Annotated in this window: 17 protein-coding genes, 1 tRNA gene, 1 pseudogene and 1 CRISPR repeat array; of the genes and pseudogenes, 15 read left to right on the top strand and 4 right to left on the bottom strand. The window is 46.4% G+C overall.

The window, feature by feature from the left end; translation table 11 throughout:
* Positions 1-88 precede the first annotated feature (88 nt).
* A complete protein-coding gene (gene recG, locus AJ81_RS05735) occupies positions 89-2458 on the top strand; it encodes an ATP-dependent DNA helicase RecG (RefSeq protein ID WP_031505521.1) in 2370 nt (789 codons plus the stop codon).
* A gap of 2 nt (positions 2459-2460) precedes the next feature.
* Here recG and AJ81_RS05730 read toward each other — a convergent pair.
* Positions 2461-2535 (bottom strand) — tRNA-Val (locus tag AJ81_RS05730).
* 55 nt (positions 2536-2590) lie between these two features.
* On the opposite strand from AJ81_RS05730, the gene AJ81_RS05725 reads away from it, so the two are divergent.
* On the top strand, positions 2591-3607 hold the full coding sequence (locus AJ81_RS05725) for a glycosyltransferase family 4 protein (protein ID WP_031505523.1): 1017 nt from the start codon (positions 2591-2593) through the stop codon (positions 3605-3607).
* A complete protein-coding gene (locus AJ81_RS05720) occupies positions 3592-4611 on the top strand; it encodes a lysylphosphatidylglycerol synthase transmembrane domain-containing protein (protein WP_038059903.1) in 1020 nt (339 codons plus the stop codon). The genes AJ81_RS05725 and AJ81_RS05720 overlap by 16 nt, the downstream gene beginning before the upstream one ends.
* Before the next feature lies 1 nt (position 4612).
* Here the strand turns inward: AJ81_RS05720 and AJ81_RS05715 are convergent, their stop codons facing one another.
* Positions 4613-5671 (bottom strand): sensor domain-containing diguanylate cyclase, encoded by a 1059-nt coding sequence (locus AJ81_RS05715; protein ID WP_031505526.1) that lies wholly within the window; start codon positions 5669-5671, stop codon positions 4613-4615.
* Between the two features lie 358 nt (positions 5672-6029).
* Here AJ81_RS05715 and cas6 point away from each other — a divergent pair, with 358 nt between their 5' ends.
* From cas6 to AJ81_RS05675, 8 genes are all read left to right on the top strand, one after another.
* A complete protein-coding gene (cas6, locus tag AJ81_RS05710) occupies positions 6030-6812 on the top strand; it encodes a CRISPR-associated endoribonuclease Cas6 (RefSeq protein ID WP_051368711.1) in 783 nt (260 codons plus the stop codon).
* The gene (gene cas4 / locus AJ81_RS05705) at positions 6809-7309 is read left to right on the top strand and encodes a CRISPR-associated protein Cas4 (RefSeq protein WP_031505530.1); all 501 of its coding nucleotides are present in this window, start codon (positions 6809-6811) and stop codon (positions 7307-7309) included. The genes cas6 and cas4 overlap by 4 nt, the downstream gene beginning before the upstream one ends.
* Positions 7310-7318: 9 nt before the next feature.
* Positions 7319-8302: a type I-B CRISPR-associated endonuclease Cas1b gene (cas1b, locus tag AJ81_RS05700; protein WP_031505531.1), complete on the top strand. Its 984-nt coding sequence runs from the start codon at positions 7319-7321 to the stop codon at positions 8300-8302.
* Positions 8303-8375: 73 nt separating this feature from the next.
* On the top strand, positions 8376-8639 hold the full coding sequence (cas2, locus tag AJ81_RS05695; protein ID WP_031505533.1) for a CRISPR-associated endonuclease Cas2: 264 nt from the start codon (positions 8376-8378) through the stop codon (positions 8637-8639).
* 15 nt (positions 8640-8654) lie between these two features.
* Positions 8655-10388 carry a TIGR02556 family CRISPR-associated protein gene (locus AJ81_RS05690; RefSeq protein WP_031505535.1) on the top strand — a complete coding sequence of 578 codons (1734 nt, stop codon included), beginning with the start codon at positions 8655-8657 and terminating at the stop codon, positions 10386-10388.
* Entirely contained in the window at positions 10378-11262 is an 885-nt protein-coding gene (gene cas7b / locus AJ81_RS05685) for a type I-B CRISPR-associated protein Cas7/Csh2 (protein ID WP_038059905.1), read from the top strand. Before AJ81_RS05690 ends, cas7b begins: the two co-directional genes overlap by 11 nt.
* Positions 11259-11957 carry a type I-B CRISPR-associated protein Cas5b gene (cas5b, locus tag AJ81_RS05680; RefSeq protein ID WP_031505537.1) on the top strand — a complete coding sequence of 233 codons (699 nt, stop codon included), beginning with the start codon at positions 11259-11261 and terminating at the stop codon, positions 11955-11957. Before cas7b ends, cas5b begins: the two co-directional genes overlap by 4 nt.
* Positions 11942-14179 carry a CRISPR-associated helicase/endonuclease Cas3 gene (locus AJ81_RS05675; RefSeq protein WP_081708837.1) on the top strand — a complete coding sequence of 746 codons (2238 nt, stop codon included), beginning with the start codon at positions 11942-11944 and terminating at the stop codon, positions 14177-14179. Before cas5b ends, AJ81_RS05675 begins: the two co-directional genes overlap by 16 nt.
* Positions 14180-14613: 434 nt before the next feature.
* Positions 14614-19690: direct repeats of the CRISPR family, unit length 29 nt; unit sequence GTTCAATCGAATCTATGAGGAATGGAAAC.
* A gap of 17 nt (positions 19691-19707) precedes the next feature.
* On the opposite strand, the pseudogene AJ81_RS11100 reads toward AJ81_RS05675, so the two are convergent.
* Together AJ81_RS11100 and AJ81_RS05670 are read right to left on the bottom strand one after the other, a co-directional pair.
* Positions 19708-19854, bottom strand: a pseudogene (locus AJ81_RS11100) (FapA family protein); the annotation flags it as partial.
* Positions 19855-19884: 30 nt separating this feature from the next.
* Positions 19885-20424 carry a FapA family protein gene (locus tag AJ81_RS05670; RefSeq protein ID WP_031505152.1) on the bottom strand — a complete coding sequence of 180 codons (540 nt, stop codon included), beginning with the start codon at positions 20422-20424 and terminating at the stop codon, positions 19885-19887.
* Positions 20425-20742: 318 nt separating this feature from the next.
* Here AJ81_RS05670 and AJ81_RS05665 point away from each other — a divergent pair, with 318 nt between their 5' ends.
* The 4 genes from AJ81_RS05665 to AJ81_RS11080 are packed head-to-tail and all read left to right on the top strand — an operon-like array spanning position 20743 to position 25764.
* Entirely contained in the window at positions 20743-22467 is a 1725-nt protein-coding gene (locus AJ81_RS05665) for a proline--tRNA ligase (RefSeq protein ID WP_031505153.1), read from the top strand.
* A 3-nt stretch (positions 22468-22470) separates the two neighbouring features.
* On the top strand, positions 22471-23352 hold the full coding sequence (gene ftsY, locus AJ81_RS05660) for a signal recognition particle-docking protein FtsY (protein ID WP_031505154.1): 882 nt from the start codon (positions 22471-22473) through the stop codon (positions 23350-23352).
* Positions 23353-23395: 43 nt separating this feature from the next.
* Positions 23396-24052 (top strand): DUF2225 domain-containing protein, encoded by a 657-nt coding sequence (locus tag AJ81_RS05655; RefSeq protein ID WP_031505155.1) that lies wholly within the window; start codon positions 23396-23398, stop codon positions 24050-24052.
* Entirely contained in the window at positions 24049-25764 is a 1716-nt protein-coding gene (locus AJ81_RS11080) for a peptidoglycan DD-metalloendopeptidase family protein (protein ID WP_031505156.1), read from the top strand. Before AJ81_RS05655 ends, AJ81_RS11080 begins: the two co-directional genes overlap by 4 nt.

Here is a 25764-nt window from a genome sequence, read left to right as displayed (position 1 = left end):
ATCACCGCAAGTATAGTTTTAGCTCTGATCGTTTCGATGCTCCTCATCTGCCTGGATCAGTTGATCAAGGCGAGAATCGGTGTGATCTATGAAAAAAGCACGAGAACCTCTATCCACGCGCCCCATTCTCGTTGAAGAGTTCCTCAAGGACCTCGAGGAACTCATCATGAATGTCCTCGACAGTCGAACCTCGCTGGAGGAACTATCTGGGTGGATCGATCAATCACGAGAGCTCCTACAAGATCCACTGTTGGACGATGCCGATGCACGCGAAAAATTGGATCAACTCATCGACTATCTGAAACCAACCGTGGAACTTCCGAAAGAACGTGCCCTCAAGCGTCTGACCAACGCTTTGGGCATGATCGAAAGGTACAGATCCTGGCATTTCTTCGCAAAACCTGACCCGTCTCAAGCAAAGCAGCTCTCGCTGGACATAAAGTCTGCACGAGGCGTTGGACCAAGAAGGGAAAAGCTACTTCGCAAGCTTGAGATAAACAGCTTGAGGGATCTGGTGTTTTACTTTCCGCGAGATTATGAAGATCGGCGCAGAGTGATATCTTTGAAGGACCTGTTGTTAGGCGAAAAAGTCACCACGAGAGGAAAAATATCGAGCGTGGAGATGAAAAGCGTTTCGGGCATGAAGATCGTGGCGGCGGTACTCGCAGACGGAATACACCATGTTCTGTTGAAGTGGTTCAACCAGGAGTTCATTTACAGACAGCTTCAAACTCTCAAGGGCAAAGAAGTGTACGTGACCGGGACCGTGAAGAAAGGCATGTTTGGGGGCCTGGAGATCGTCAACCCCGAGGTGGAACTGGTTGAGAACTCGAGCGCGCTTGAGATACTACCTGTCTATCCGCTCACCGAGGGTATGAGCCAGAAAGAATTTCGTAGGATAGTTCGGCAAAACATAGATTGCGTTGCCATCGTTCAAGACGAATTACCCCTCGAGCTCACCGAAAGAAGAAAACTCATCGACTTGGCCATTGCACTGTACGGGATGCACTTTCCAAAGACGACGTACCAGCTCGAAAAGTCCAGAGAGAGACTCGCCTACGAAGAACTGCTCTATCTACAACTTGCGATGCTGTTTTCGAGACACACACTGGACAGCATCGGCGGTGTGGCGAAAAAAATAGAGGGAAAGCTCGCACAGGAGTTTTTGAAGAAGCTACCTTTCCAGCTGACGAACGCACAGAAAAGAGCCCACGAAGAAATAAGGCAAGATCTTCGTTCGACGCGTCCCATGAGCAGGTTACTCCAGGGTGACGTTGGTTGTGGCAAGACCGTGGTGGCGCAGCTTGCGATCATCGACAACTTCGAGGCCGGTTTTCAAGCGGCCGTCATGGCGCCAACCTCTATCCTTGCAACTCAACATTACAGGAGGATGGCTCCGAGCTTTGAGAACTTGGGCATCAAGACGGCGTTGCTGTTGGGTGAGACGAACAAAGGCGAGAAGGAGAGGATCAAGAGACTGTTGAGAAGCGGAGAGCTTTCCGTCGTCATAGGTACCCATACGCTGATTCAGGAAGACGTCGAGTTCGACAACCTGGGACTGGTTGTCATAGACGAGCAGCACAGATTCGGCGTCAGGCAGAGAGAAGCTCTGATCAGTAAAGGCGCCGCGGTGGACACCCTCGTCATGACGGCAACACCCATACCGAGAACCCTCGCGCTGGCCGTCTACGGCGATCTTGACCTGACGATCATCGATGAGATGCCACCGGGAAGGAAGGATGTCAAAACGATTCTGGTGAGTGTGACCAAGATCGATCAAGTGTTCGACTTCGTCAGAAAAGAAGTGGAGGATGGCAATCAAGCGTTCATAGTTTATCCACTCATAGAGGAATCGGACAAGTTGCAGGTGAAGGCAGCGACTCAGATGTACGAGAAGTTGTCGAACGAGGTTTTCAAAGATCTGAGGGTGGGTCTGTTGCACGGTAGGATGAGTCAACAGGAGAAAGACGCGGTGATGGAAAAGTTTGCACGTGGCGACTTCGACATACTCGTCTCCACGACGGTCATCGAGGTGGGAATAGATGTGCCGAACGCGACAGTGATGGTCATCGAGAACCCAGAAAGGTTTGGCCTGGCACAGCTTCACCAGCTCCGTGGAAGGATCGGCAGGAGTGACAGGCAAGGTTACTGTTTCTTAGTCGTGGGCAACGTGGAGGAAGAGGCGCTGGAGAGGCTCAAATATTTCGCCAGCACCAAGAACGGTTTCGAAGTTGCCGAGTACGATATGAAACTCAGAGGGCCGGGCGAAATACTCGGTCTGAGACAGCACGGACTGCCAGATCTGAAAGTGGCCGATCTGATAAGGGACAAACAACTTCTTTTCAGAGCGAGAGAAGATGCCGAGTTCGTGATGAAAAATCTTGACAGGTTCAAGGCTCTCATCGAAAAAATTGAAAAAATCTACGGCGAGAGATTGAAACTGGTGAAGGTGGGATAAAATGGTGGGTGCGGCAGGAATCGAACCTGCGGCCTCTTCCTCGTGAGGGAAGCGCTCTCCCTCTGAGCTACGCACCCAGCTCGCAAGAAAAATTGTACCATTTGTGTTGGAGCATTTCAAGGGGAGGAAGGCATGAAAGTTCTACTCTATGCGGAAGCGAAAAGGCTTCTGTCGAGGTCTGGGATCGGTATCGCATTGAAACATCAAATGGAGGCGTTGAAGAGAGCAAACGTTGACTTCACGCTCGATATAGATGACGAGTACGATTTGGCACACATCAACACCGTTGGACCTGGGGCAAGATTTCTGGCCAGCAGTTGTCGATCGAGGAACATCCCTGTTATTTGGCACGTCCATACCACCGCTGAAGACATAAGGAACAGTTTCCTCTTCAGCAACGTGTACTCCAGATACGCAAGGTTCTCTCTGAGCAGGATCTACTCGAAAGCGAACTTCTTGTTGTTCCCAACACCTTACACTGAGAAGATCGTGAGGGGCTACGGTGTGAGAGTGCCCGGAGCGGTCGTATCGAACGGCGTGGATACCGAGTTCTTCAGAAGGGACGAAGACAGGGCAAAACAGTTCAGAAAGAAGCTAAGCTTGACAGGACCAATCGTTCTGTGCGTCGCACTGCCGTTCAGGAGAAAAGGAATTCACGACTTTGTCGAAGTTGCGAGGAAATTGAAGGAGTATCACTTCGTGTGGATTGGTTCAAAAGCTATTGCTTCCCTCTTGCCGAGAGATGTCAAAAAGCTCTTGAAGAATCCTCCTCCGAACGTCCTGTTTCCTGGTTTCATGCCTCAGGAAGAGCTCGTGGGGGCATATTCTGCTGCCGATGTTTTCTTTTTCCCCTCATACGAGGAAAACGAAGGGATTGCGGTGCTGGAAGCTTTGTCGTGCGAATGTGCCGTCGTTGTGAGAGATATACCGGTCTACGAGGGTTGGTTGCAAAATGGTGTAAATTGTCTCAAGGCAGAGAGCAACGAAGATTTCGAAGCGGCGATACGAAGACTCGTTGAGGACAGAGATCTTGCGAGGGATCTTGGTCAGGAAGCGAGAAAAACTGCTCTCGAGAGGGATCTGATCGTCGTTGGACGGAAACTCAAAACGGTGTATGAGGACGTGCTGAGAAAATGGCGAAAAAGTTGAGTAACCTCACAAAGGCTACCTTAATTCTTCTGGCGAGTCTGCTCATCGTTTTTCTGATCGCAGGTTTCACTGATTTGAGAGCGACGCTCGACGCTATGAAGAGAATCTCTTTTGAATGGATCTTTGCGATACTGCTACTCGTTCTGTTCGACTGGTTCTCCGAGACGTTGACTGTATGGCTGTTCGCCCGTTCGTACAAGGCCAAGGTATCACTCATCTATCTGTTCAAAAACACGCTCGTTGGAAGGTTCTTCTCCGCGATAACACCCTTCTCCACGGGTGGACAACCCGCACAGATCGCGTTTCTTGGAAAAAGAGGTGTTGAATATGGACAAGCCACGGCTATGCTCGTATCGCGCTTTCTTTTCTACCAGATCGTCGTGACGGGCGCGAGCGTCTTTGGGCTGCTCAGAGCATACTCGATGTTTGCGAAGAGGATCTCGAACCTTGCTTTGCTCGCGTTCTTCGGCTTCGCTTTGAACGGGTTCGTGCTCTTCTTACTGTTTCTTTTCACGCTGAACAGGTCCTTGGCGGAGAAAACGATTTCGAAGGTCTCGAAACTCTTCGTCTCTTTGAGGATCGTCAAGAGGAAGGAACTCTTTCAGCAAAAGTTGCTCGAACAAACAAGACTTTTTCACGACTGCATGACACAGTCTGCAAAGAATCCTTTGATCAGTGTTCTTGCCCTGCTCATGGCCCTGCTCGAGGTAGTGGCGAAGATCTCCGTCACCTACTTCGTGGCGAGATCTTTGAACATCACAAGTTCGTATTTCAACGTCGCCATGACGCAACTGGTCGTGTTCTTGGTTGCCTCTTTCGTTCCCACCCCGGGCGCAACCGGTGCGTCCGAGGGGGTTTACACGCTGTTCTTCAAGTTCTTGTTCGGTCCGAAGACCGTGGCGGCACTTTTGGTGTGGCGCTTCTTCACGTACTATTTGAACATCATCGTTGGTGGTTTGACCACGGCGCACGAGCTGGGGTGGATGAAAAATAAGAAGTCTTAGTTTAGCCTTGTGTGACGATCTTCGATCCACTCTTCTTCGCCATGTAGAGCCTTTCGTCTGCAACACGAATCAACTTGGTCAGTTCATCGCCATCTTCCGGAAACGTCGCGATACCTACAGAAGCGCTCAGTTGAAGCGTTAATTGATCGATTTTCATCGGTTCTTCCATCGCTTTGATGAGCCTCTCGGCAAATGCTTTTGCATCTTGCTTCGAACAATCGTACGCTGAGATCACGAATTCATCTCCACCGAACCGTGAGACCATATCGTTGGATCTCGTGAACCTTTCGAGTCTGGCCGCAACCAATTTCATAACTTCGTCTCCCACCTGGTGCCCATACGTATCGTTGATCGGTTTGAACTTGTCAAGGTCCATGAAAAGGATGCTCAAAGGTTTGTTCTCTCTCTTAGCCAGCTTGAGCATCTTTTCGGCGAACTCCTCAAGCAACCTTCTGTTTGGAAGATTGGTGAGAGTATCGTGGTACGACATGTACTCTAACAACTGGTTCTTCACTCTGAGTTGATTTTCGAGCTCGAGCCTGTTGAAGATGATTCCGAGCACGTTAGCCAAGACCTTGGCCAGGACGATCGAATCCTCGTTGAAAGCATCGCTCCTTTCAAAGTTGTCAAGGTTCAGCACCAACGCGAGCTCGTTTTTGATTCTCACAGGTATGATCAATGTTGCTTTGATCTTTTTTATTCCACCGAAATTTGCCAAAATACCTACACGTTTATCAGATTTGAGTAAGGCTTCATCGAATCTCTCTATGTCTTCCCTTAAGACTATTGCGTAGCTTCTATCCCTACCAACCCATTCTTCCTCCTCTTCGACGGTGAAGCTCACTTTCTGAAGCTCCTCAAGTTCATACCCCACCGCCGCGACGTACACGAATCGATCATTCTCTCTCACAAGAATCGATCCAGCCTGAGCTCCAGGCACGATCTTCATGGCCTTTTCCAAGACATCTTGATAGACATTTTCGGTTTGCCCACTCAGAAGTTTCGAAGCGATCTCACCTAAGTACTGGAGTATCTCCACGCAGGTTTCAAACTTTGACACACGCAACACTCCTTCACTCGTTTCAAATGTTCGTGAAGAACGTCCGACAAAAACAAAACGCAGTCTTGGGCTGACCATCACACTTTAGCAAAGAAAAGCAACAACACTCCAAACCGTTTTCTAATTGTATCATTTGCTCAGATTACCAACCCTTTAAGCATGTTCAACCCATTTTTACACGTTCACGGGTAAGTTTATGAACGAAACGATCAGTCATGACCTTGATCTGGTGCGTTCACTACGATCACACTCAACCGCGACTCATGATAAGCCTCGTATGTTATTATAACGAAGGAAATAGTTCAGGTGAAATTTATGTCTGAATGTATCCTGTAAAGTTTTGAATGGGGGGCCTGACGTGAGGTTAGAAATCGTGTTCAGGACTTACACCTGTTCCATTCCCATAAACTATCATTACCAGCTTTGTTCCTTTGTCTACAAAAGGTTGATGCATGTTGATCGTGATTTCGAATCTTTCTTACACGAGAAGGGATATAAAGGATTCAAGCTTTTCACGTTCTCACAACTGTTTTTTGAAAGGTCGGCCGTGAGATTTGATTCACTCTTGATATGGCCTGCGATGGGGAGATGGTACATATCGTCGGTGAGTGAGGAGTTCATCACGAACTTCTTCTCGTCTCTCATACAAGTTCCACAGATAGAAATTGAGGGCACAGTTTTTCCGATCGAACAGATCAATCTTTTGCAGGAGCCAAGCTTCGAAGGGTACGCAGAATTCTTCATGCTCTCCCCGCTCGTGGTGAGTGTTCCCATTGAACGAAACGGCAAATTGTATCACAAATACCTTTTGCCAAGCGATGAGCAGTTTGAACAAGTGCTCAATAAGAATTTGATCAAGAAATATGAGGCCTTTTACGGAGAAGCGATCGATGCTTCGATCACGATAGAACCTGACTGGGATTACATAAAAAGACGTAACAGGATCACAAAGCTCATAGATATACGAGGCATAAAGATAAAGGGCGCAGTCTTTCCATTCAAGGTGAGGGGTGATAGTAGATTGATAAAGCTTGGTTACGAAGTAGGGTTCGGCGAAAGAAACAGCCTTGGATTCGGAATGGTAGCACCTATGGTTTCTGAAGTACCGCTCAAGAAAATTTTTGAAATCAATCGGGGGTGAACCACACGATCACGGGCACAGTTTTGCTGAGTTCAACTGTGTGTGAGAGAGAAGCGTGGTTGATAGCTCACCAGATAGAACCAGACCAGTACAACCCTTTCATAGAAATAGGAAGACTGATACACACAGAGAGTTACAAGAACAATCGAATCAGAGAAATATCCCTGCCGGGCATCAAGATCGACATGATCTATGAGCAAGGGGAAATGGTTGTGGTCGGTGAGATCAAAAAATCCTCAAAGTTCCTTAAGGGTGCTCGAGTCCAGCTGCTCTACTATCTGTCGGAAATTAAAAAGAGAGGGGTCCAGGCTGTCGGGAAGATACTCATCCCCAAGGAGAAAAAGCAAATAACAGTCGTACTTGATGAGCAATCGTCAACGGAACTGAATGAAGCTATCAAGAAGGCAGAAGAGATAATTTCTTTACCGAAACCCCCTCAGCGGAGACGGTCATCCTTTTGTTCCAAGTGCGGTTATCAAGAATTCTGCTGGTCTTGAGGTGATCCTATGGCAGAACCGATATACATTTTTTCAGATGGTATTCTGAAGCGCAAGGAAAACACCATCTTACTTGAAACCAAGGATGGAAAAAGACATATACCAGTAGAAAACGTTTCAGAGATTAACATCTTTTCCGAAGTCGATTTGAACAAAAGACTGCTGGAGTTTTTGACCGAGAAACAGATAATAGTTCACTTTTTCAATCATTTCGGCTACTACGTTGGAAGCTATTATCCAAGGGAATTTCTCAACTCAGGCCTTGTGATACTCAAACAGGCCGAACACTACCTTAACAGCGAGAAGCGACTTTTGCTCGCAAGGATGTTCGTCAAAGGCGCACTGTGTAACATCATCAACACCTTGAAGAAGTACAACGATGACGATCAGTTTGCTGAAAGAATTCAAAGTATAAGAAATCACGTTGAAAATCTGATTCTGTGCTCAGAAGTGAATCAGTTGATGGCTCTCGAAGGTAACGCACGCGAGATCTACTACAGTTGTTTTGACCGAATGATAAAATCAGAGCATTTTCAATTTGGCTCTCGAACCAAGAGACCACCAGAGAACGAGCTGAATGCACTCATGAGCTTCGCGAACAGCTTACTCTACACCACGGTCTTGTCACAGATATACAGGACTCACTTGGACCCAAGGATCGGCTATTTGCACAGTACCAACAACAGAAGATTCACCTTGAATCTCGACATAGCTGAGATCTTCAAACCTGTTCTCGTGGACAGAATGATACTCACACTCGTCAACAGAAAGCAGATCAAACCAACAGATTTCCATCAAATAGCCGGCGGCATATCCATGAAAGAGAGTGCGAAAAAACTCTTGGTTCAGACGTTTGAAGAAAGACTTCAAGACACCATCCACCATGCAAAGCTGAAGAGACAGGTTTCTTATCGTTCACTGATCAGGATGGAAGCCTACAAAATCGAAAAACACATCTTGGAAGATGAGGAATACGAGCCATATCTCGGGTGAGCAGAGAGTTGGGTGTCGAAAATCCTAAGATTGATCCGTCAGTTAAGTGTGGACACAACTATTGGGGATAACCATGTACGTGATAGTCACGTACGACATCGAGCAGGAACGCGTCGGAAAGATCTTAAAAGTATGTAGAAAATATCTGAACTGGGTTCAAAACTCCGTTTTTGAAGGAGAGATAACACAAGCTAAATTCGAGAAACTGAAATTAGAGCTTCAGGAAAACATTGAAAGATCGAGAGATTCTGTCAGATTCTACATCATTAGTGACAAGACTCTGGTCACAGTCGAAGTACTTGGTCAAGAAAAGGGCTCAACCAGCTTCATGTACTGATAGGGGGTGAAACATGTGTTGACAAAGGTTATTGAGATTGGACGTTTGATGAGGCAGTCAGAGTATTATCGAAACTTTACAAAGGCAGTGAAGCAGGACAAGGGATTGGCTTTACTCGTCAGCTTAGAACCGTTAGAGTACAAAGGTGTTGTGGCGCTCGAGACACCAGGACCAGACCAAGCACATCTGTTGCTTTACACCGACCAGCTGGGACAAGTGTCAGGGAAATCACCTACAGTGAACTTGACCGTGAGCGGCAAGAGTCTGGAAAAAATAAAAGAAGCCATTGAGAAAGCCTTGCGAAAGTTCAGAAGGTTCTTCGAGGACGAGGAGGTCTTGAGAGATTTTGTCAAGCTTTTTGAAAAGAATCATTTGCAGATAGTCGAAGACTTAGAAAAACAACTCATGACTATGGAAGAAAAAGGCACTTACTTGACCATAATCTTGATAAAAAATGGTCAGGAAATGATGCCTGCCGAATACGAACCCTTCAAGGAGGTCTTCATAAAAAGGGCGCTCGAGAAGGCAACGAGCACAGGGGTTCAAGGTACGTGCCATTTTTGTGGCAAATCCAGACTTGTTTCCGCGACTGTCAACGAAGTCTTCAAATTCGCAACGTTCGATAAACCAGGATTCTCCCCAAGCTTGAAGATCGAGGGGGCTGTAAAAGTCCTGCCGATCTGCGAGGAATGTAAAACAGATCTGCAGAACGGGGCAAACATCGTGACCAGAGACCTCACGTTCAACTTTCTTGGGAGGACCATCTGGTTGATACCTTCATTGATGCACAAAAACGACTCGATTCTGAGTCGCGTGATAGAAAGAGTGAAGGAAAACTCCAAGACATTGAAAGACTTCGCCAGGAATGAGGAAGAAATCGAAGAAGCTCTTGCCGACGAAGATCCATTCGTTCATTATGACTTTCTCTTCATGGAAATAAACAAGAACCAGCAGAGAATAGAGTTGCATCTGACAGAGGTCTCTCCCACAAGACTTAGAAAACTGGTCACCGAAAGAAAAGAAGCTGCGAAGAGGATTGCTGTTGAAAATGTGCCTGAACCGACTCTCGGCTTGTTGTGGGACTTGTACGAGAAACCAACATCAAAGAGTGAAGCGAGAAAAGATTACCTTCAGTTAATTAGATCGATCTTTCACGGTGAGAGTTACAACCTGCAAAGATTCCTGTGGTACTGTATGCGAAAAATCAGAAAGGCTGTACAAGAAATAGATTCAAAGCAGACAAGGAATTTTCACTGGCGTACGCTGACTTATCTGAGCTTTGCAGCTGTTTTGTTTCTAAGCCAAATAGAGGTTTTCCATCTGAGAAAGGAGGGTGAATCAGTGGTTAGTAGCGAAGTGAGCGAGTTCTTCCAAAGGTACCCGGAATTTTTCAATGAACCTTGGAAAAAGGCAGTTTTCTTGACAGGGGTGCTCGCAGGGAAAGTCTTAGCGGTTCAGTACGCGAAAAGACAAGCAGCACCGTTCTTCAACAAACTTAAGGGACTGAAGATGAACATGCGGGATGTTCAAGGTCTTCTGCCAGAAATCCGAAACAAGCTTGAGCAGTACAAAAGTTACGGGCAAAGGACTGATCTTATCATGAAGGTTGCGGCGGAGTACTACTTGTCGGCTGGAGAAAAAAACATCACGATCGATGAACTGAACTTCGTTTTCACCCTTGGGTTGGCTTACTCGAACAAGGAACCTTTCAAGATCGAAGTCGAGGAGGTGGAGCAGAATGAACAATAGGTCTGAAATTCTCTTCTTGTACGATGTGAAATGGGCGAATCCAAACGGAGACCCACTCGACGAGAACAAACCACGGATTGACGAAGAAACGGAAAGATGCATCGTAACTGATGTCAGACTCAAAAGAACAATAAGGGACGAATGGTTGTCATGGGGAGAGACAATTTGGGTATCTGGTGAGGCGGTGAGCCCTGATAAGCGTCGTGAAGAGCTTAAGATCGAAAAGAAAGAGGACGCGTTGAAATGTCTGGACGTCAGATTGTTTGGCGCAGTGATTCCGATATCGAAACAGGCCGACACGTCCTACACTGGTCCAGTGCAGTTCAGGCCAGGTACATCACTTCACGCAGTCAAGGTGGTATTCCAACAGGGCACGGCAGCGTTCACGAGCCAGGATCAGGCACAACAGAGAAGTTTCAGAGAAGAGTATCTGATACCCTACGCACTTATAGCTTTCTACGGTGTTGCGAACGAAACCGCAGCAAAAATCACAAACGCGACCGAGGAAGACCTTCAAAAACTCCTCAAGGCCATTTGGGACGGGACAAAGAATCTCATCACACGTTCAAAAATGGAACACAACCCACGCCTTCTGATGAGAGTGGTTTACAAAGAAAATGTGAAATACCATATCGGTGAACTTGACTCTTACTTGGAGATTCAAAGCAGCGTCGATGAAAAGAGCATCAGAGATATCTCGGAAATTCAATTGAAAATTGACAAACTCTTAGAAAAACTTGATCAAAGCAAGGACCTAATAAAAAGGGTCGAACTGAAACAGAGCGACCGACTCACAGTGTTGAAGAACAATGCACCAGTAAAAATCAACGAGGTACTCGAAAGGATGAACATTGAGGTAGTGAATTTGCCATGAAAGTTTTAGTTTTTGACGTTTTCGGAAAATACGCTCTCTTCAGAAGAAGCTACACAACGACCAGCTCGACTTCGTATTCCTTCCCCCCCAGAACTGCGATATGCGGTCTTCTGGGAGCCATACTTGGCATACAAAACGATACTACCGAGAGCAGTGAACATCTGAGGACTTTCGATGATGCGCACTTTGCTGTAAAGCTGTTGAATCCGATCAAGAAGATCAACATAGCGACGAATTACGTTGAAACAAAGAGTGGCCAGAAACACGCGAGAATTCAGATAGTCTTGGAGTTGATCAAAAACCCAGCTTACAGAATATATGTTTCGGAGTTCGGTAAATACGAAGAGCTCCAATACTGCCTGAAGAACAAGATCAGCGTTTTCACACCCTACCTTGGTCAAGCACAAATGATAGCGAACTTCAGCTACGTGGGTTCTTTCGACGCTGAGCCTGTATCCACCCCGTTGGAAGTGCACACTGTGATAAAGGTCTTGGATGGCACAAAAATATTTCCACAAAAGGGACAATTGTTCATCAAGGAACGAATGACGTTGAACATGGACAATGAACGAACACCCACGGCTTTTGCCTCTTACTGGGTCGAGAAGAACGCAACACCCATAAAGCTGGTACATTACGTTGAGCAAGTCTACAGGATAAAGGAGCTGGGCGAAAACATATGCTGGATAGACTGAAGTCTCACCCAGATAGACTCTTGTTAGATCATCTCATTGGTACGGCTGAAAGAGCCACTAAGAAAGCTGAATTGATTCGATGGGAACCATTTGGAATCAACAAAGAGAGCGCTGTTCGATTGGTTCAACTTTGTGCGCTATGTCATGACTTTGGGAAGGCATCGAACGAATTTCAAAATTATATTCTGCATCCGGGCAGGGGGCATACGACGCATGCCCCCCTTTCCTCTTTAGTGACGTATCAAACTCTACTGGGTAATGGATTTGAGTCCAAACTTGCGGTCTTTGGTTATTTCGCTGTCAGATACCACCATGGTCATCTCCCGAATTTCGGATTTGTAGAAGAAAATCCGAGCGAGCTTGAGAAACAATTTCGCTCCGTTCCTCCAAGCCTTATTGAGTGGTTTGAGAAAGAAACAGGCACGAATTTGATGAATTTTGATGTCAAGGCGATATGCAGAAAAGTTCAAAGTCAGATTTCGAAACTCAGTTTCTTTACAGATTTCACGATGAAAGACTACATACTGTTGCACACACTGATTTCCATTTTGGTCAGTTCCGACAAAGAGGATGCCGCACTCAAGGATATGATCGTAGAAATAGAACCAAAGATCACGTTGGATCTCGTTCAAGGTTACATCAGGAATATAGCAAAGGATAATCCCATGTACTCATTGCGTCAGAGATTCCACGAGGAGATAGATCGATCGCTGAGTAGAATCGATAGCAAAATTCTTTCAATAACCGCCCCAACAGGTTTAGGTAAGACCTTGGCAAATATAAAGGTCGCCCTTTCTCTTGCGAAAAAAGACACCTTAATTGTTTACGCGCTGCCTTTCATAAACATAATAGACCAGACAATGGAATTGATGTACAAGATACTCGACGGTGTTGACCACGATGCCACTGTACTTTTACCTTACCACCATCTGGCGGATCCTTTGTTTTCAAGCAGAGAGTACGAACAATCATCGATACAACGTGTAATAGTAGAATGCTGGCACACACAGATGGTGATCACGACGTTCGTATCGCTCTTTGAATCGTTGTTCACGAATAGACGAATTCCCTTCTTTTACAAACTTTTGAACTCAGTAATCATCCTGGACGAAGTTCAATCGATACCTCACAAATATTGGGAACCAATCTCCCGAATACTATCCGAGCTCACGGAGTTCGGTAGTGTTGTGATTCTGTCTACAGCGACTCGACCGGCTCTATTGAAGAACGCCACGAGCATAGTGAAAGAAAACTACGGTGTTGATCTCAATCGTACAAGAATACACTTTCATGGAGAGGTGGGGTACGAAGAATTCTTTGATGTTGTAGAAGAAAATGTGAAAGAAGCTTTGAGGCTCGGGCAGAAACTGCTCATCATTCTAAATACAATAAAGCACTCGAGGGAGATCTTCGAGTACGTCCTGAAACGGTTCAAATTCGACCAATTGTTCTACTTATCATCGAATGTCATACCGAAACAGAGATTGGAGAGGTTAAGGAGAATGAAGCAGATTGATCGGGGACCTTTGATTTGTGTGAGCACCCAGGTTATCGAAGCTGGTGTGGATATATCTTTTGACAAGGTGATCAGAGACGACGCTCCACTTGACAGCATCATACAAGCAGCTGGACGATGTAACAGACACTTCGAGAATCGAATGGGGGAAGTTAATGTCTACGTCGTGAAAAAAAGCGAAAACAAAAGAAGCCTGGCCTCCTATGTGTACGATTCCATGCTATTGGGTATCACCAAGGAGGTTACGTCAAATCGGCAAGTCTGTGAGGAAAGAGAATTCTCTGATCTGGTTCAAGAATACTTTCAGAAAGTTGATAATCGAGGTAACACCGACAAGAAAAATCTCATCAATAGTTTCAAAACGCTAAAATTCGAAGAGATCTCCAACTTTCATCTCATCGAAGATGGAGCCCAATCGGTACCAGTCTATGTCGAGTACGATGACTTCGCAGTTCAGCTCAGGGAAGAGCTCAACTCGATAATGAACAAAGATCACGGTCTTGGAAAATTCGACAAACTGTCATCGATAAAGAGAATACTTCAGAAGATGGCTCTGTACACCATAGACGTTCGAATGAGCCGAGAGGAACTCACATCGGCGCTGATAGTTGAAAACGGTTTCGTCGTCGTGACAAGGGACAATCTATCGCATTGGTATAACGACCAAACAGGATTCCAGAGAAGTTCATCCGTACTCATGTTCTGACTTATTGATTCTCAGGTGTGTGGTCATATTGAATTAATAGTGCTTTAACTTGGAATAGCAAAACCTACGATTCCTAATCGTAAATGCTCTTTACTGAAGCTCTTGACAGACGCAGTGTTAGATTATTAATCATTTGTGAAAGAGCAAAGTTAATTGGGGATGTAAGATGATAGTATTCATCTTTTGGTGTGGTTATCCGTTTATTTGTGAAATTTCACAATCATCCTGGACAAATGTTAACGAAAGGCTTGCAAGAGTGTTTTGAGACAAATGGACCTTCGATAGAGGGAAAAACTCAGGAGATTCCTACTGAAAGTCGACGCGATGTTTTATCAGGACTCGTGGACAAAATCGCAAAAATGATGGTTCTTCGAGCTAAGTCAAACCCAGCGTACCCCTTATTATGAAGATCCGTTATTATATAATATCTATGGGTTCAATCGAATCTATGAGGAATGGAAACATCCACGTCTCGGTTGCTGTGTCTACAACTTTCTTAGTTCAATCGAATCTATGAGGAATGGAAACTAAGGAGAAAGGTTCAGAGCTAATCGGCTATCTAAACGGTTCAATCGAATCTATGAGGAATGGAAACAAAAATCAACCACTCCGCTTCTTATTGCCGAAAAGAGTTCAATCGAATCTATGAGGAATGGAAACAGCTCTCTCTTGTACGCAACCGCTACCGGCTCGTTTCGTTCAATCGAATCTATGAGGAATGGAAACTCTCTTGTGTAGATTTCCTTCGCATTCAAAAATGTTGTTCAATCGAATCTATGAGGAATGGAAACAAGCATATTACACAGTTCCGTATCTCCGCTGTATGCCGTTCAATCGAATCTATGAGGAATGGAAACATCTTGAAACTCCTCATACTTTCTCCCCCTCTCTAAGTTCAATCGAATCTATGAGGAATGGAAACTTTCCGTTCAGCCACCTGTACAGTTCCTTAAACCCGGTTCAATCGAATCTATGAGGAATGGAAACCACCCGAGAAAATACAAGCAAATATCGAGCAGATTAAGTTCAATCGAATCTATGAGGAATGGAAACCAGCAACGTATGTGTTAATGAGTTCGCCGACGCTTGGTTCAATCGAATCTATGAGGAATGGAAACTCGCGGATACGTTGTTCGTGTTCAGCCAAATAACACGTTCAATCGAATCTATGAGGAATGGAAACAATAGTTATCCCGTGGAAAGTATGCACTATGCACTAGTTCAATCGAATCTATGAGGAATGGAAACATTGCTCCTGCCGGAGACTTCGCTTCCGGATCCCAAGTTCAATCGAATCTATGAGGAATGGAAACAAAATAAACTCAAAGCAACATGGCAGGAAGTGAAGGGTTCAATCGAATCTATGAGGAATGGAAACCGGGCGAGGACACGTGGATTACACCGCCGCGGATAAGGTTCAATCGAATCTATGAGGAATGGAAACGGAGCTAAAACTCCACCAACCCACTTGGCAGTTCCGGTTCAATCGAATCTATGAGGAATGGAAACTTCCAGAATCGGTACCGTCTACGGCTGGGAATATACGGTTCAATCGAATCTATGAGGAATGGAAACTGCCATTCCTTCTCATGCTACACAGATCCTTGAAATGTTCAATCGAATCTATGAGGAATGGAAACAACAAAAGAAAAGCCCGCTTTGATGCGGGCTTTGAAAGTTCAATCGAATCTATGAGGAATGGAAACTTGTTCCTGTGCAGTAAAGATGCCTATTTTTACGAGAGTTCAATCGAATCTATGAGGAATGGAAACTTGAGATGATTGCGAAAACATCTTCAAGCAACGGAAGTTCAATCGAATCTATGAGGAATGGAAACCAGTTGAAAAGCTCGAGTCCACTCTCTATGGTGATCGTTCAATCGAATCTATGAGGAATGGAAACACTGCGCTGGAGAACGGGTTCCTTAGCTGTTGTCCAGTTCAATCGAATCTATGAGGAATGGAAACCGATTTAGACGTGTTCGTGGAACGTGGTGGGGGAGACGTTCAATCGAATCTATGAGGAATGGAAACTGCCATTCCTTCTCATGCTACACAGATCCTTGAAATGTTCAATCGAATCTATGAGGAATGGAAACTCGGACTAACGCGCGTGCTCGAACAGTTTGCTAAAAGTTCAATCGAATCTATGAGGAATGGAAACTAATGCTACACAGATCCTTGAAATAGACCCAAATACGGTTCAATCGAATCTATGAGGAATGGAAACAAGGCCTAACGATCACTCCCGACGACGGAACTGCGGGGTTCAATCGAATCTATGAGGAATGGAAACAGGACTTTCCTTTGCTTCAGGACGTGTTCGCGATCATGTTCAATCGAATCTATGAGGAATGGAAACTCCAACGTTTCTAAAGAGACTTTCATGTTCCCCCTCCGTTCAATCGAATCTATGAGGAATGGAAACGAGTTGACACAGAGGAATATAAGAAGCAGCTTGAATAGTTCAATCGAATCTATGAGGAATGGAAACGGAAACATCTCGCTATCTAACTATTCCGCGAACACGTTCAATCGAATCTATGAGGAATGGAAACAGTTGAATAGAATCTCCCACGTAGATATCGGAGACGTGTTCAATCGAATCTATGAGGAATGGAAACCGCACCGTGTGAGGATGTTGATTTTGTGTCGTTTCAGTTCAATCGAATCTATGAGGAATGGAAACTGTGGTGGTGGAAAAAGAGAACCAGAAGCTGAATATGTTCAATCGAATCTATGAGGAATGGAAACATTCTTCGCCAGGAAAGTCCTTTTTCTCTTAATTGAAGTTCAATCGAATCTATGAGGAATGGAAACAGCTTACGAAATCACATTCCAGTTCGTTGCTCAAGATGTTCAATCGAATCTATGAGGAATGGAAACTCGGTAGTTGGCTCCTGTCGACAAGCTTCATTCTTGGTTCAATCGAATCTATGAGGAATGGAAACTTCCTGAGGAAGACGCTCTCAGGGCCATAGATATTTGTTCAATCGAATCTATGAGGAATGGAAACTTATGATATTCCGATTGAGCTTTGTAAGCGGTTTGAGTTCAATCGAATCTATGAGGAATGGAAACTTTCGCAAGCGACAAGTTTTGAAGAGCTGGAGCAAAGTTCAATCGAATCTATGAGGAATGGAAACGCGTACGCGAGCGAATGCGCATCGGAAGCGGAGCGAGTTCAATCGAATCTATGAGGAATGGAAACCGGAATTCGACGGTGTTCATCATTTTGTACATATCTCGGTTCAATCGAATCTATGAGGAATGGAAACAAGGTAGCAATGTTGACGAGCTTGAAAGAGAGGAAGTTCAATCGAATCTATGAGGAATGGAAACCGAGGACGTTTATCTTGTGCTTTGCAGGATCGTATTCGTTCAATCGAATCTATGAGGAATGGAAACCATATCTAACGAACCGAGCGAAGGCGAATTTCTCATGTTCAATCGAATCTATGAGGAATGGAAACTGGATACCACATCTCCAGCTCATTCAAAAACTCTTCAAGTTCAATCGAATCTATGAGGAATGGAAACTAGTTTTGTTTTGGCATGCCTATCCCTCCGTCCAAATAGTTCAATCGAATCTATGAGGAATGGAAACCGTTCACAAAGCCTTCATTGTGCTTTTGCTCGTACTCGTTCAATCGAATCTATGAGGAATGGAAACTCGGATCAGTTGACCTCGTATCTCAAAACGCTATCGGGTTCAATCGAATCTATGAGGAATGGAAACTTGTATCCGTTGTTGCCCGAACGTGTGCCGGTTCTCGTTCAATCGAATCTATGAGGAATGGAAACACGATTGGTCGAGATAATGAAAGAACGAGGGTTCCAGTTCAATCGAATCTATGAGGAATGGAAACGAGAGAACGTGTAGTCGTGAGGAAAGGAAGTGATAGCGTTCAATCGAATCTATGAGGAATGGAAACTTTTCACCGCAGATTCAAATATTTAAGTGCAAAGGAGTTCAATCGAATCTATGAGGAATGGAAACCTCTTAAGAGAGTAGAAAAAGTAGAAAGGTTAGAAAGTTCAATCGAATCTATGAGGAATGGAAACCAGGGTTAGTCTGGCGTATGACGATTTGCGACCTGGTTCAATCGAATCTATGAGGAATGGAAACTCATGCCACATCTTTTGTGAAGACGAACGAAGCTACAAGTTCAATCGAATCTATGAGGAATGGAAACCCATTTGGCGCAAGTACTCCACCATACCATTTACGAGTTCAATCGAATCTATGAGGAATGGAAACAAGAATTCTTTCCAGAACTCAAGATCAGGATACTCGTTCAATCGAATCTATGAGGAATGGAAACACCTTACAATGATGGGCAAACTCCCACGCTCACTTCAAGTTCAATCGAATCTATGAGGAATGGAAACTGATATCCGCGACACTGATAGAGGCGGTCACACGACGTTCAATCGAATCTATGAGGAATGGAAACTGCTTTCCCTCCTCACGAAATACTCCCAGCTTCTCACCGTTCAATCGAATCTATGAGGAATGGAAACCGTTCTTCCATCTTCGTCGAGTTCGGTTCTTATCACTTGTTCAATCGAATCTATGAGGAATGGAAACCCAAACCCTCTTTCACGAGTTACTTCACGCGGTGATGTTCAATCGAATCTATGAGGAATGGAAACTGTTTCCGAGGCGATGCTCTCGAATATCGCGGACGCGTTCAATCGAATCTATGAGGAATGGAAACGCCGAGTTCAAATGAGCGCGTTTTCCTTCACGAAGAGTTCAATCGAATCTATGAGGAATGGAAACATAGGTTAGTGGGCACGTAAACGCTTCTTGTGGTTAGTTCAATCGAATCTATGAGGAATGGAAACCTCTCACACCCGACAACGCACCTGAAGGGAGTGTGGTGTTCAATCGAATCTATGAGGAATGGAAACTATCCTCGCAGTTCTTGCATACAACTGGGGAATCGGGTTCAATCGAATCTATGAGGAATGGAAACTTGGGACTTCTTTTTGAAAGGCGATGTCTCAAAGCTGTTCAATCGAATCTATGAGGAATGGAAACCCCTTTTAAGGGGGTGTGATGATGTCTTCGGGCATAGTTCAATCGAATCTATGAGGAATGGAAACCTGTGACGAAGAAAACTTTAAAGCTGTGGTACACCTCGTTCAATCGAATCTATGAGGAATGGAAACTAACACCGCTGGGACGTGTGAGTAGAGTGACAATCCAGTTCAATCGAATCTATGAGGAATGGAAACCTCGCAAGAATTGATAGATTCGTGGTATAGAACGACTGAGTTCAATCGAATCTATGAGGAATGGAAACCCGAGGATCGACTTTGTAATAACGCGAACACGATTCTCGTTCAATCGAATCTATGAGGAATGGAAACCGGTTCCTATATTACGGGTATGTAAACTGGTATACATGTTCAATCGAATCTATGAGGAATGGAAACATCAGTGGCACTTTGAATTACTTCGTAAAGCGGATGGGTTTCGATCGAATCTATGAGGAATGGAAACTTGAGCGAGCCACCACAATCTTCATGTATCTCGCCAAGAACTCCGAGTATCAGAAGATCGGCCTTCACCCGAACCTTGAACGGTCCCTCCGCATTTTTCCTTATCACAACACTCCCGTTGAAGTCGATGTTTCCCGTATCGTAGCCAAGATCTTTGTCGATCACGAGCAGTTCTCTTATACACCTTCGAATCTTTCAGTACGGTTGACCATCGCAGTTGGCAAGGATCTGCATCCCATCTGGTGACAAGCGAAGGTTTTCTCCTATGAAACTCGCCAGGTTAACGTCTTTTGGTTCTTGAACCTTGACGAGTTCACCGGTCACTGTTAAACGATCTTCACCTTCGAAAGCTTTCCTCTTGATCGCAAGTACATCGCCCTTGTTACACGTGAATATCTTGTAGAGCGATGCGGGATCCACCGACTCGCCTTCCTGAGGTTTTTCCAGAACGAAACCGCTGGCTGGGAAGAGAAATTCGACGGATGCGTCTTTGGGTAGAATCGGTTTCTTCCCAAAGGCAACTGGTATCTCGGAAAAGATCCTCTGTTCCTTCACAATTTTCTCGATGGCACCTTCGTCTATTCCGTAGACGACCTTCGCATCAGACAGAGCCTGTTTGATCTCTTCAACCGTGGGCATGACCCTCTTGAATCCAGGAATTATCATGACACTTGCGGTCATCTTGTCTTCGGACATGATGACTCGTACGATTGTTTCTACGTATTGTTCTTCCAAAAGGCTGAGCTCTGGCTAGGAATACCGACGGCCTTCTGAGGTCCCACTATGATTTCTACTTGACCAGAAAATTCATCGATTTGGACGCTCACTTTGTCATACCAATTGGGTCCATAGTTCTTCTTCAGAAGTGAAAGTAATTGCTCTATAGAATTGGACCTAACCGCTTCTTTCGATATTCCCCCAATTTTATTATGTCCGGCAAGGTGAGAGACAGGTCAAATCGAATTAACTGAATCGTGATGAAGTCATGTGACCCCGAGCTCTCGCACACGATAGAATACAATCAAGGAACTGTAAGAATCGGAGGTGTGGACTGTGAGATTCTCACAACTTTACGCTCCAACGGTCAAAGAAGCTCCCGCAGACGCGGAGGTCGTGAGCCACGCACTCTTGTACAGGGCGGGGTTCATCAGGAAGGCGGCTGCCGGGGTTTATACGTACCTGCCGCTGGCGAAGAGAACACTTTCGAAAATAGAGAACATCGTAAGGGAAGAGATGAACAAGATCGGTGCTCAAGAGATCTCCATGCCCATCATTCACCCTGCGGAGCTGTGGCAGATGACGGGGCGCTGGGATGATTATGGGGATGAGATGATGAAGCTCAAAGACAGGCACGGCAGAGACTTCGCGCTGGGCCCCACACACGAAGAGATGGTCACTTTCCTCGTCAAGGATGAGGTTCGTTCTTACAAACAACTTCCGCTTTTTCTGTACCAAATAGGTCCCAAGTACAGAGACGAGATCAGACCGAGGTTTGGACTACTGCGTGCCAGAGAGTTCATCATGAAGGATGGTTACAGTTTCCACGACAGCGAAGAATCTCTGGATGAAGCATACAAGGCCTGCAGCGATGCCTACAGTAAGATCGTAGAAAGGATCAATCTGAAATACATGATCGTCGAGGCGGCAAGTGGCGCGATCGGTGGAAGTCAATCGCACGAGTTCGTCAGTTTCGCGCAGGTTGGTGAAACGAACCTGCTCAGGTGTAACAGCTGTGGTTATTCCTCCAGTGACGAGCAGGCACCCTACAGAGGCGAGTACGAAAAAATCGAGGAGGACGAAAAGCTAATCCAGCTCGTTCACACGCCGAACGTGCGCACTGTCCAGCAGGTGGCGGACTTTTTGTCCGTCGAGCCGAAGAGGATCGTTAAGTCGCTTTTGTTCGTCGGCAGAAACGGTTTCGTCATGGCGCTGATCCAGGGTGACAGGGAACTGAACGTGGAGAAGTTGAAGGTTTTCATGAAGGACCAGTCTTTGAGGCTTGCCACTCCAGACGAAGTTTTCGAGACCTTCAAAGTGCCCATAGGATTTGTAGGACCGGTGGGCGTGAACGTGCCCATCGTCGCTGACCACGGTGTGAGGCATCTGAAGAACGTGGTCGTTGGTGGCATGAAGGAAGACTACCACTACGTGAACGCCAACGTTGGAAGAGATTTCAATCCAGATCATTACACGGATCTGGTGCTCGTCGTCGAGAACGACCCTTGTCCCGTGTGCGGAAAACCTCTGCAGGCGATGAAGGGCATCGAGCTGGGACACGTCTTCAAGCTCGGTACGAAGTACTCTCAGTCCATGGGTGCGTACTACATGGACAGAGAGGGCAATCTCAAGCCGTTCATAATGGGTTGCTACGGCTGGGGTGTTTCCAGGACAATGGCCGCCGTTGTGGAACAGCTCAACGATGAAGATGGGATCATCTGGCCAAGGTCCATCGCGCCTTATGAGGTCATCGTGACCGTCGTTTCGATGAACGATGAGAGACAAAAGAAGTTCGCCGAGTCTCTGTACAGAGAACTGAACAACAAAGGAATCGAAGCCCTTCTCGACGATCGAGAGATATCGCCGGGCATGAAGTTCAAAGATGCCGACCTGATAGGTTTCCCGCTCAGGATCACCGTTGGAAAGTCTCTGCAGGATGGCTTTGTCGAGTTGAAGCTGAGGAACGAGAAAAATCAAACCAGGATCGAGGCGGACGTCTCAAAAGTCGTCCAGACGTGCGTGAACATGCTCGATTCCTACGATCCGCAGAGAGGTAGATGAAACATGGGATTCTTCGAGAGACTGAAAAAGGGACTCGAAAAAACGAGGAAGTCTTTCTTCGATGGAATAAAGCAACTTCTCAAAGTAGGTAGAATCGACGAAGAGATGCTTCAAGAGCTCGAGGAACTGCTCATCGCCGCCGACGTTGGACACCAAACCACGACATGGATCATAGAAAAGCTCAAGCAAGAAAGACCGGACGATCCGATCGTTTCTCTGAAGAAGATCCTTGTCGAACTGCTGGAAGCCGACACCGCACTGAACTTGACAGGCTCACCGAGCGTGATAAGCGTGGTGGGAGTGAACGGCTCTGGCAAGACCACAACCGTTGCGAAGCTGGCTTCTCAGTTTCAGGCCATGGGCAAGAGCGTTGTGATGGCCGCCGCTGACACGTTCAGGGCCGCCGCGATCGAGCAACTCAAAGTCTGGGGTGAGAGGATCAATTGCACCGTGATCGCACACGAGGAAGGCAGTGATCCAGCTGCGGTCGCTTACGATGCGGTGAACCACGCAAAATCGAAGTCTAAAGACATCGTGATCATAGACACAGCGGGAAGACTGCACACCAAAAAGAATCTCATGGAGGAGCTCAGAAAGATACACAGGGTCGTTGCGAAACTCGTCGACGGTGCTCCACACGAAGTGCTGCTCGTCATAGATGCGACGACGGGTCAGAACGGTCTAATGCAGGCAAGGATCTTCAAAGAGATGGTGAACGTGACTGGTATCGTCATCACGAAGCTCGATGGAACGGCCAAGGGAGGCATCGCGCTGGCCATAAAGCACGAGCTTTCTCTACCGATCAAATTCATCGGTGTCGGTGAGAGCGTGGATGATCTCAAACCTTTCGATGCGAAGCAGTTCGTTGAGGCGTTACTGTCTTGAGAAATGGGAGTATAATCCTTTCGGACATTCGGAGGATGAAAGCTTGCGGACCTTTTGGCGTAAAAGATACGTTTGTCCCGTGTGCAAGAGCCAGTTCGAGGCGGTCAGGATCTTCAGTGACGCCATCAGGATCAAGAATCGAGAATCAGACCTGAAGCCCATCTATGATGGTGTGAACGCGCTCATGTTTCAGCTGGTGAGCTGTCCGAAGTGTTTGTACACATCGTTCGAGGACGATTTCGAGAATCTGACATCTTCCCAAGCAGAAACCATCGCCAGGATGCACGAGAAGCTGGAGCAGATCGAAATCGATCTGAGCGAAAGCAAAAAGGTTCGAGACGCCGCCGTTCAGTACAACATCGCCGCCGTGATGTACGTTGCGAGGGAAAAGTTGTTTCGTGCCGCTGAGAGCCTGTTAAAGCTGGCATGGCTCTACAGGGACGCGGGCGCTCCAGACGAGGAGAAGAAGGCCCTGGAACGAGCGAAGGAGCTGTTTTTAAAAAGCTACACCGAAGAAGATCTTTCGGAAGATCGCCAAATCGCTGCGCTCTTTTACCTCGGTGAGATCGAAAAACGCCTTGGGAACAGAAGAGAATCGGTTCGCTGGTTTTCCGAAATGTTCAGGAGGTTCTCAAAGAGCGACTCGATCTATGTGAAGCAAGCCAGACAAGAATGGCAGGAGGTTTCTCTCGAGAAATGAAAACTCTAAGATGGCTCTTGATCCTATCGATAGCGATGCTACCTTTTGCCTGTTCGCAGTACAATCAAGATATCCTGGCACAGATCAACAGAAAACTCGACGATTTCGAATACAGACTCGCGGCACTCGAGAGGAGCGTTTATTCGAACCAGAAAGCGGTCGAGAGTCTTCAGAGCGATGTGAAGAAGATCTCCGACGAATTGACAACTGCAAAAAGATTGATCAGTGAACAGAGGAGCATACCAACAGTCTCGCAGGACGATGTGAACCAGATCCTGGCGCGTATCACTTCCCTCGAGATGCGTTTCAACCAGCTGTCCGTGGCACTGAACGTTTCCGACATACGCCAGCTCATTTACAAGATCTCGGACTTAGAAACGGCACAAAAACAACAGCAAATCGCTTACGAAAGGTTCGTCAGAAGTACCGAGGAACTTCTGTCGCAAGTCAACGCGGAGGAAACGGCTAAAAGATTGAGCAGCTTGGAGAACAATCTAACCTCGATTTCGAACCAGATAGGCGAACTGATCGAACTTTCATCGAGGTTGAATGCCCTCGAGAAGGCCTTCGACACGCTGTCAACGACTCCGCAGGCGACCATCGTGAACGTATCAGCGATCGAGCGAGAGCTCTTCCAGGTGAGATCGAGAATGCAGGAAATCGAGATCAACTTGAAGCGCGAGATGGAGAGAAAATTCGAAGAGTTTTCCTCAAAGCAGATCGTTGCAAGCCCCGCGGACCTTCAGACCTACATCGCCAACACGACCGCACTGGTCAGACAGCTCAGCCTGGAGCTGGAGACGTTGCGCGGTACTGTGAGGGAATACGATAGAGAAAGGTTTCTGAGACTCGATCAGGAGTACATAACCTACGTGGTGAAACCCAACGACACGCTCTCGAGCATCATGCGCGCTTATGGCCTTGGACAGGACAAGCTCAGACTCATCATGGAACTGAACAATATACAGGATCCCAACAAACTGCTCGTGGGTCAGAGGATAAAGATTCCCATCATGGACAGAAGCTCCCTCTTCGCTTATCCGTTGGAGAAGCCTCTGAGTTTGGAGGATGTGGTCTCGACGTTCGGTCGGCCTGCAAGCGGTGGCGTCACAACGGGTATAACAATCAGCCTGCAGAGTGGTTCTCGCGTGTTCTCTATTCTGCCCGGGAGAATCGTGAGCATCCTTCAGGATGAGAAGGGCTATCATGTGCGCATCGACCATGGAAACGGTGTACTCGCGGTGTACGGAAACCTCTCGACGCTGAACGTGACCGCGAACAGCTGGGTCAGCAGGGGCCAGGTTATAGGAATGGTGAACAATCTGTTCCACTTCGAGATATGGATAGACGGAGAGCCGAAAGATCCTCTGCGCATCCTTCTCAAATACGTCGGCAGGTTTGAAGCCACGTTCTACTCCGAATGGGACGATGGGAAGTTGCCGGAACATCCAACTTTTCGTATCACTGCGCTCGGTACGATCCCGAAAGAGTGGAGGACCTTAGCTGCGGATCCTTCCGTCATTCCCTTAGGTAGTATCGTGTATATACCGCAGTTCGCGGACAAGCCCAATTTCGGTCTCTTCGTGGTCGAGGATACCGGACTTCTCATAAAAGGCAACATCGTCGACGTCTACGTCAACAATCCAAAGCAAGCTTTGCAGAACATGCGTGAGGAAGTTGACGTTTATCTCGTCACGTCGAAGATGAGGTGA

Origin of the sequence: Pseudothermotoga hypogea DSM 11164 = NBRC 106472, from assembly GCF_000816145.1 — a bacterium.
Taxonomy (GTDB): Bacteria; Thermotogota; Thermotogae; order Thermotogales; family DSM-5069; genus Pseudothermotoga_A; species Pseudothermotoga_A hypogea.
The sequence above is the reverse complement of the archived record's forward strand: the minus strand, read 5'-3'. Positions and strand labels throughout refer to the sequence as shown.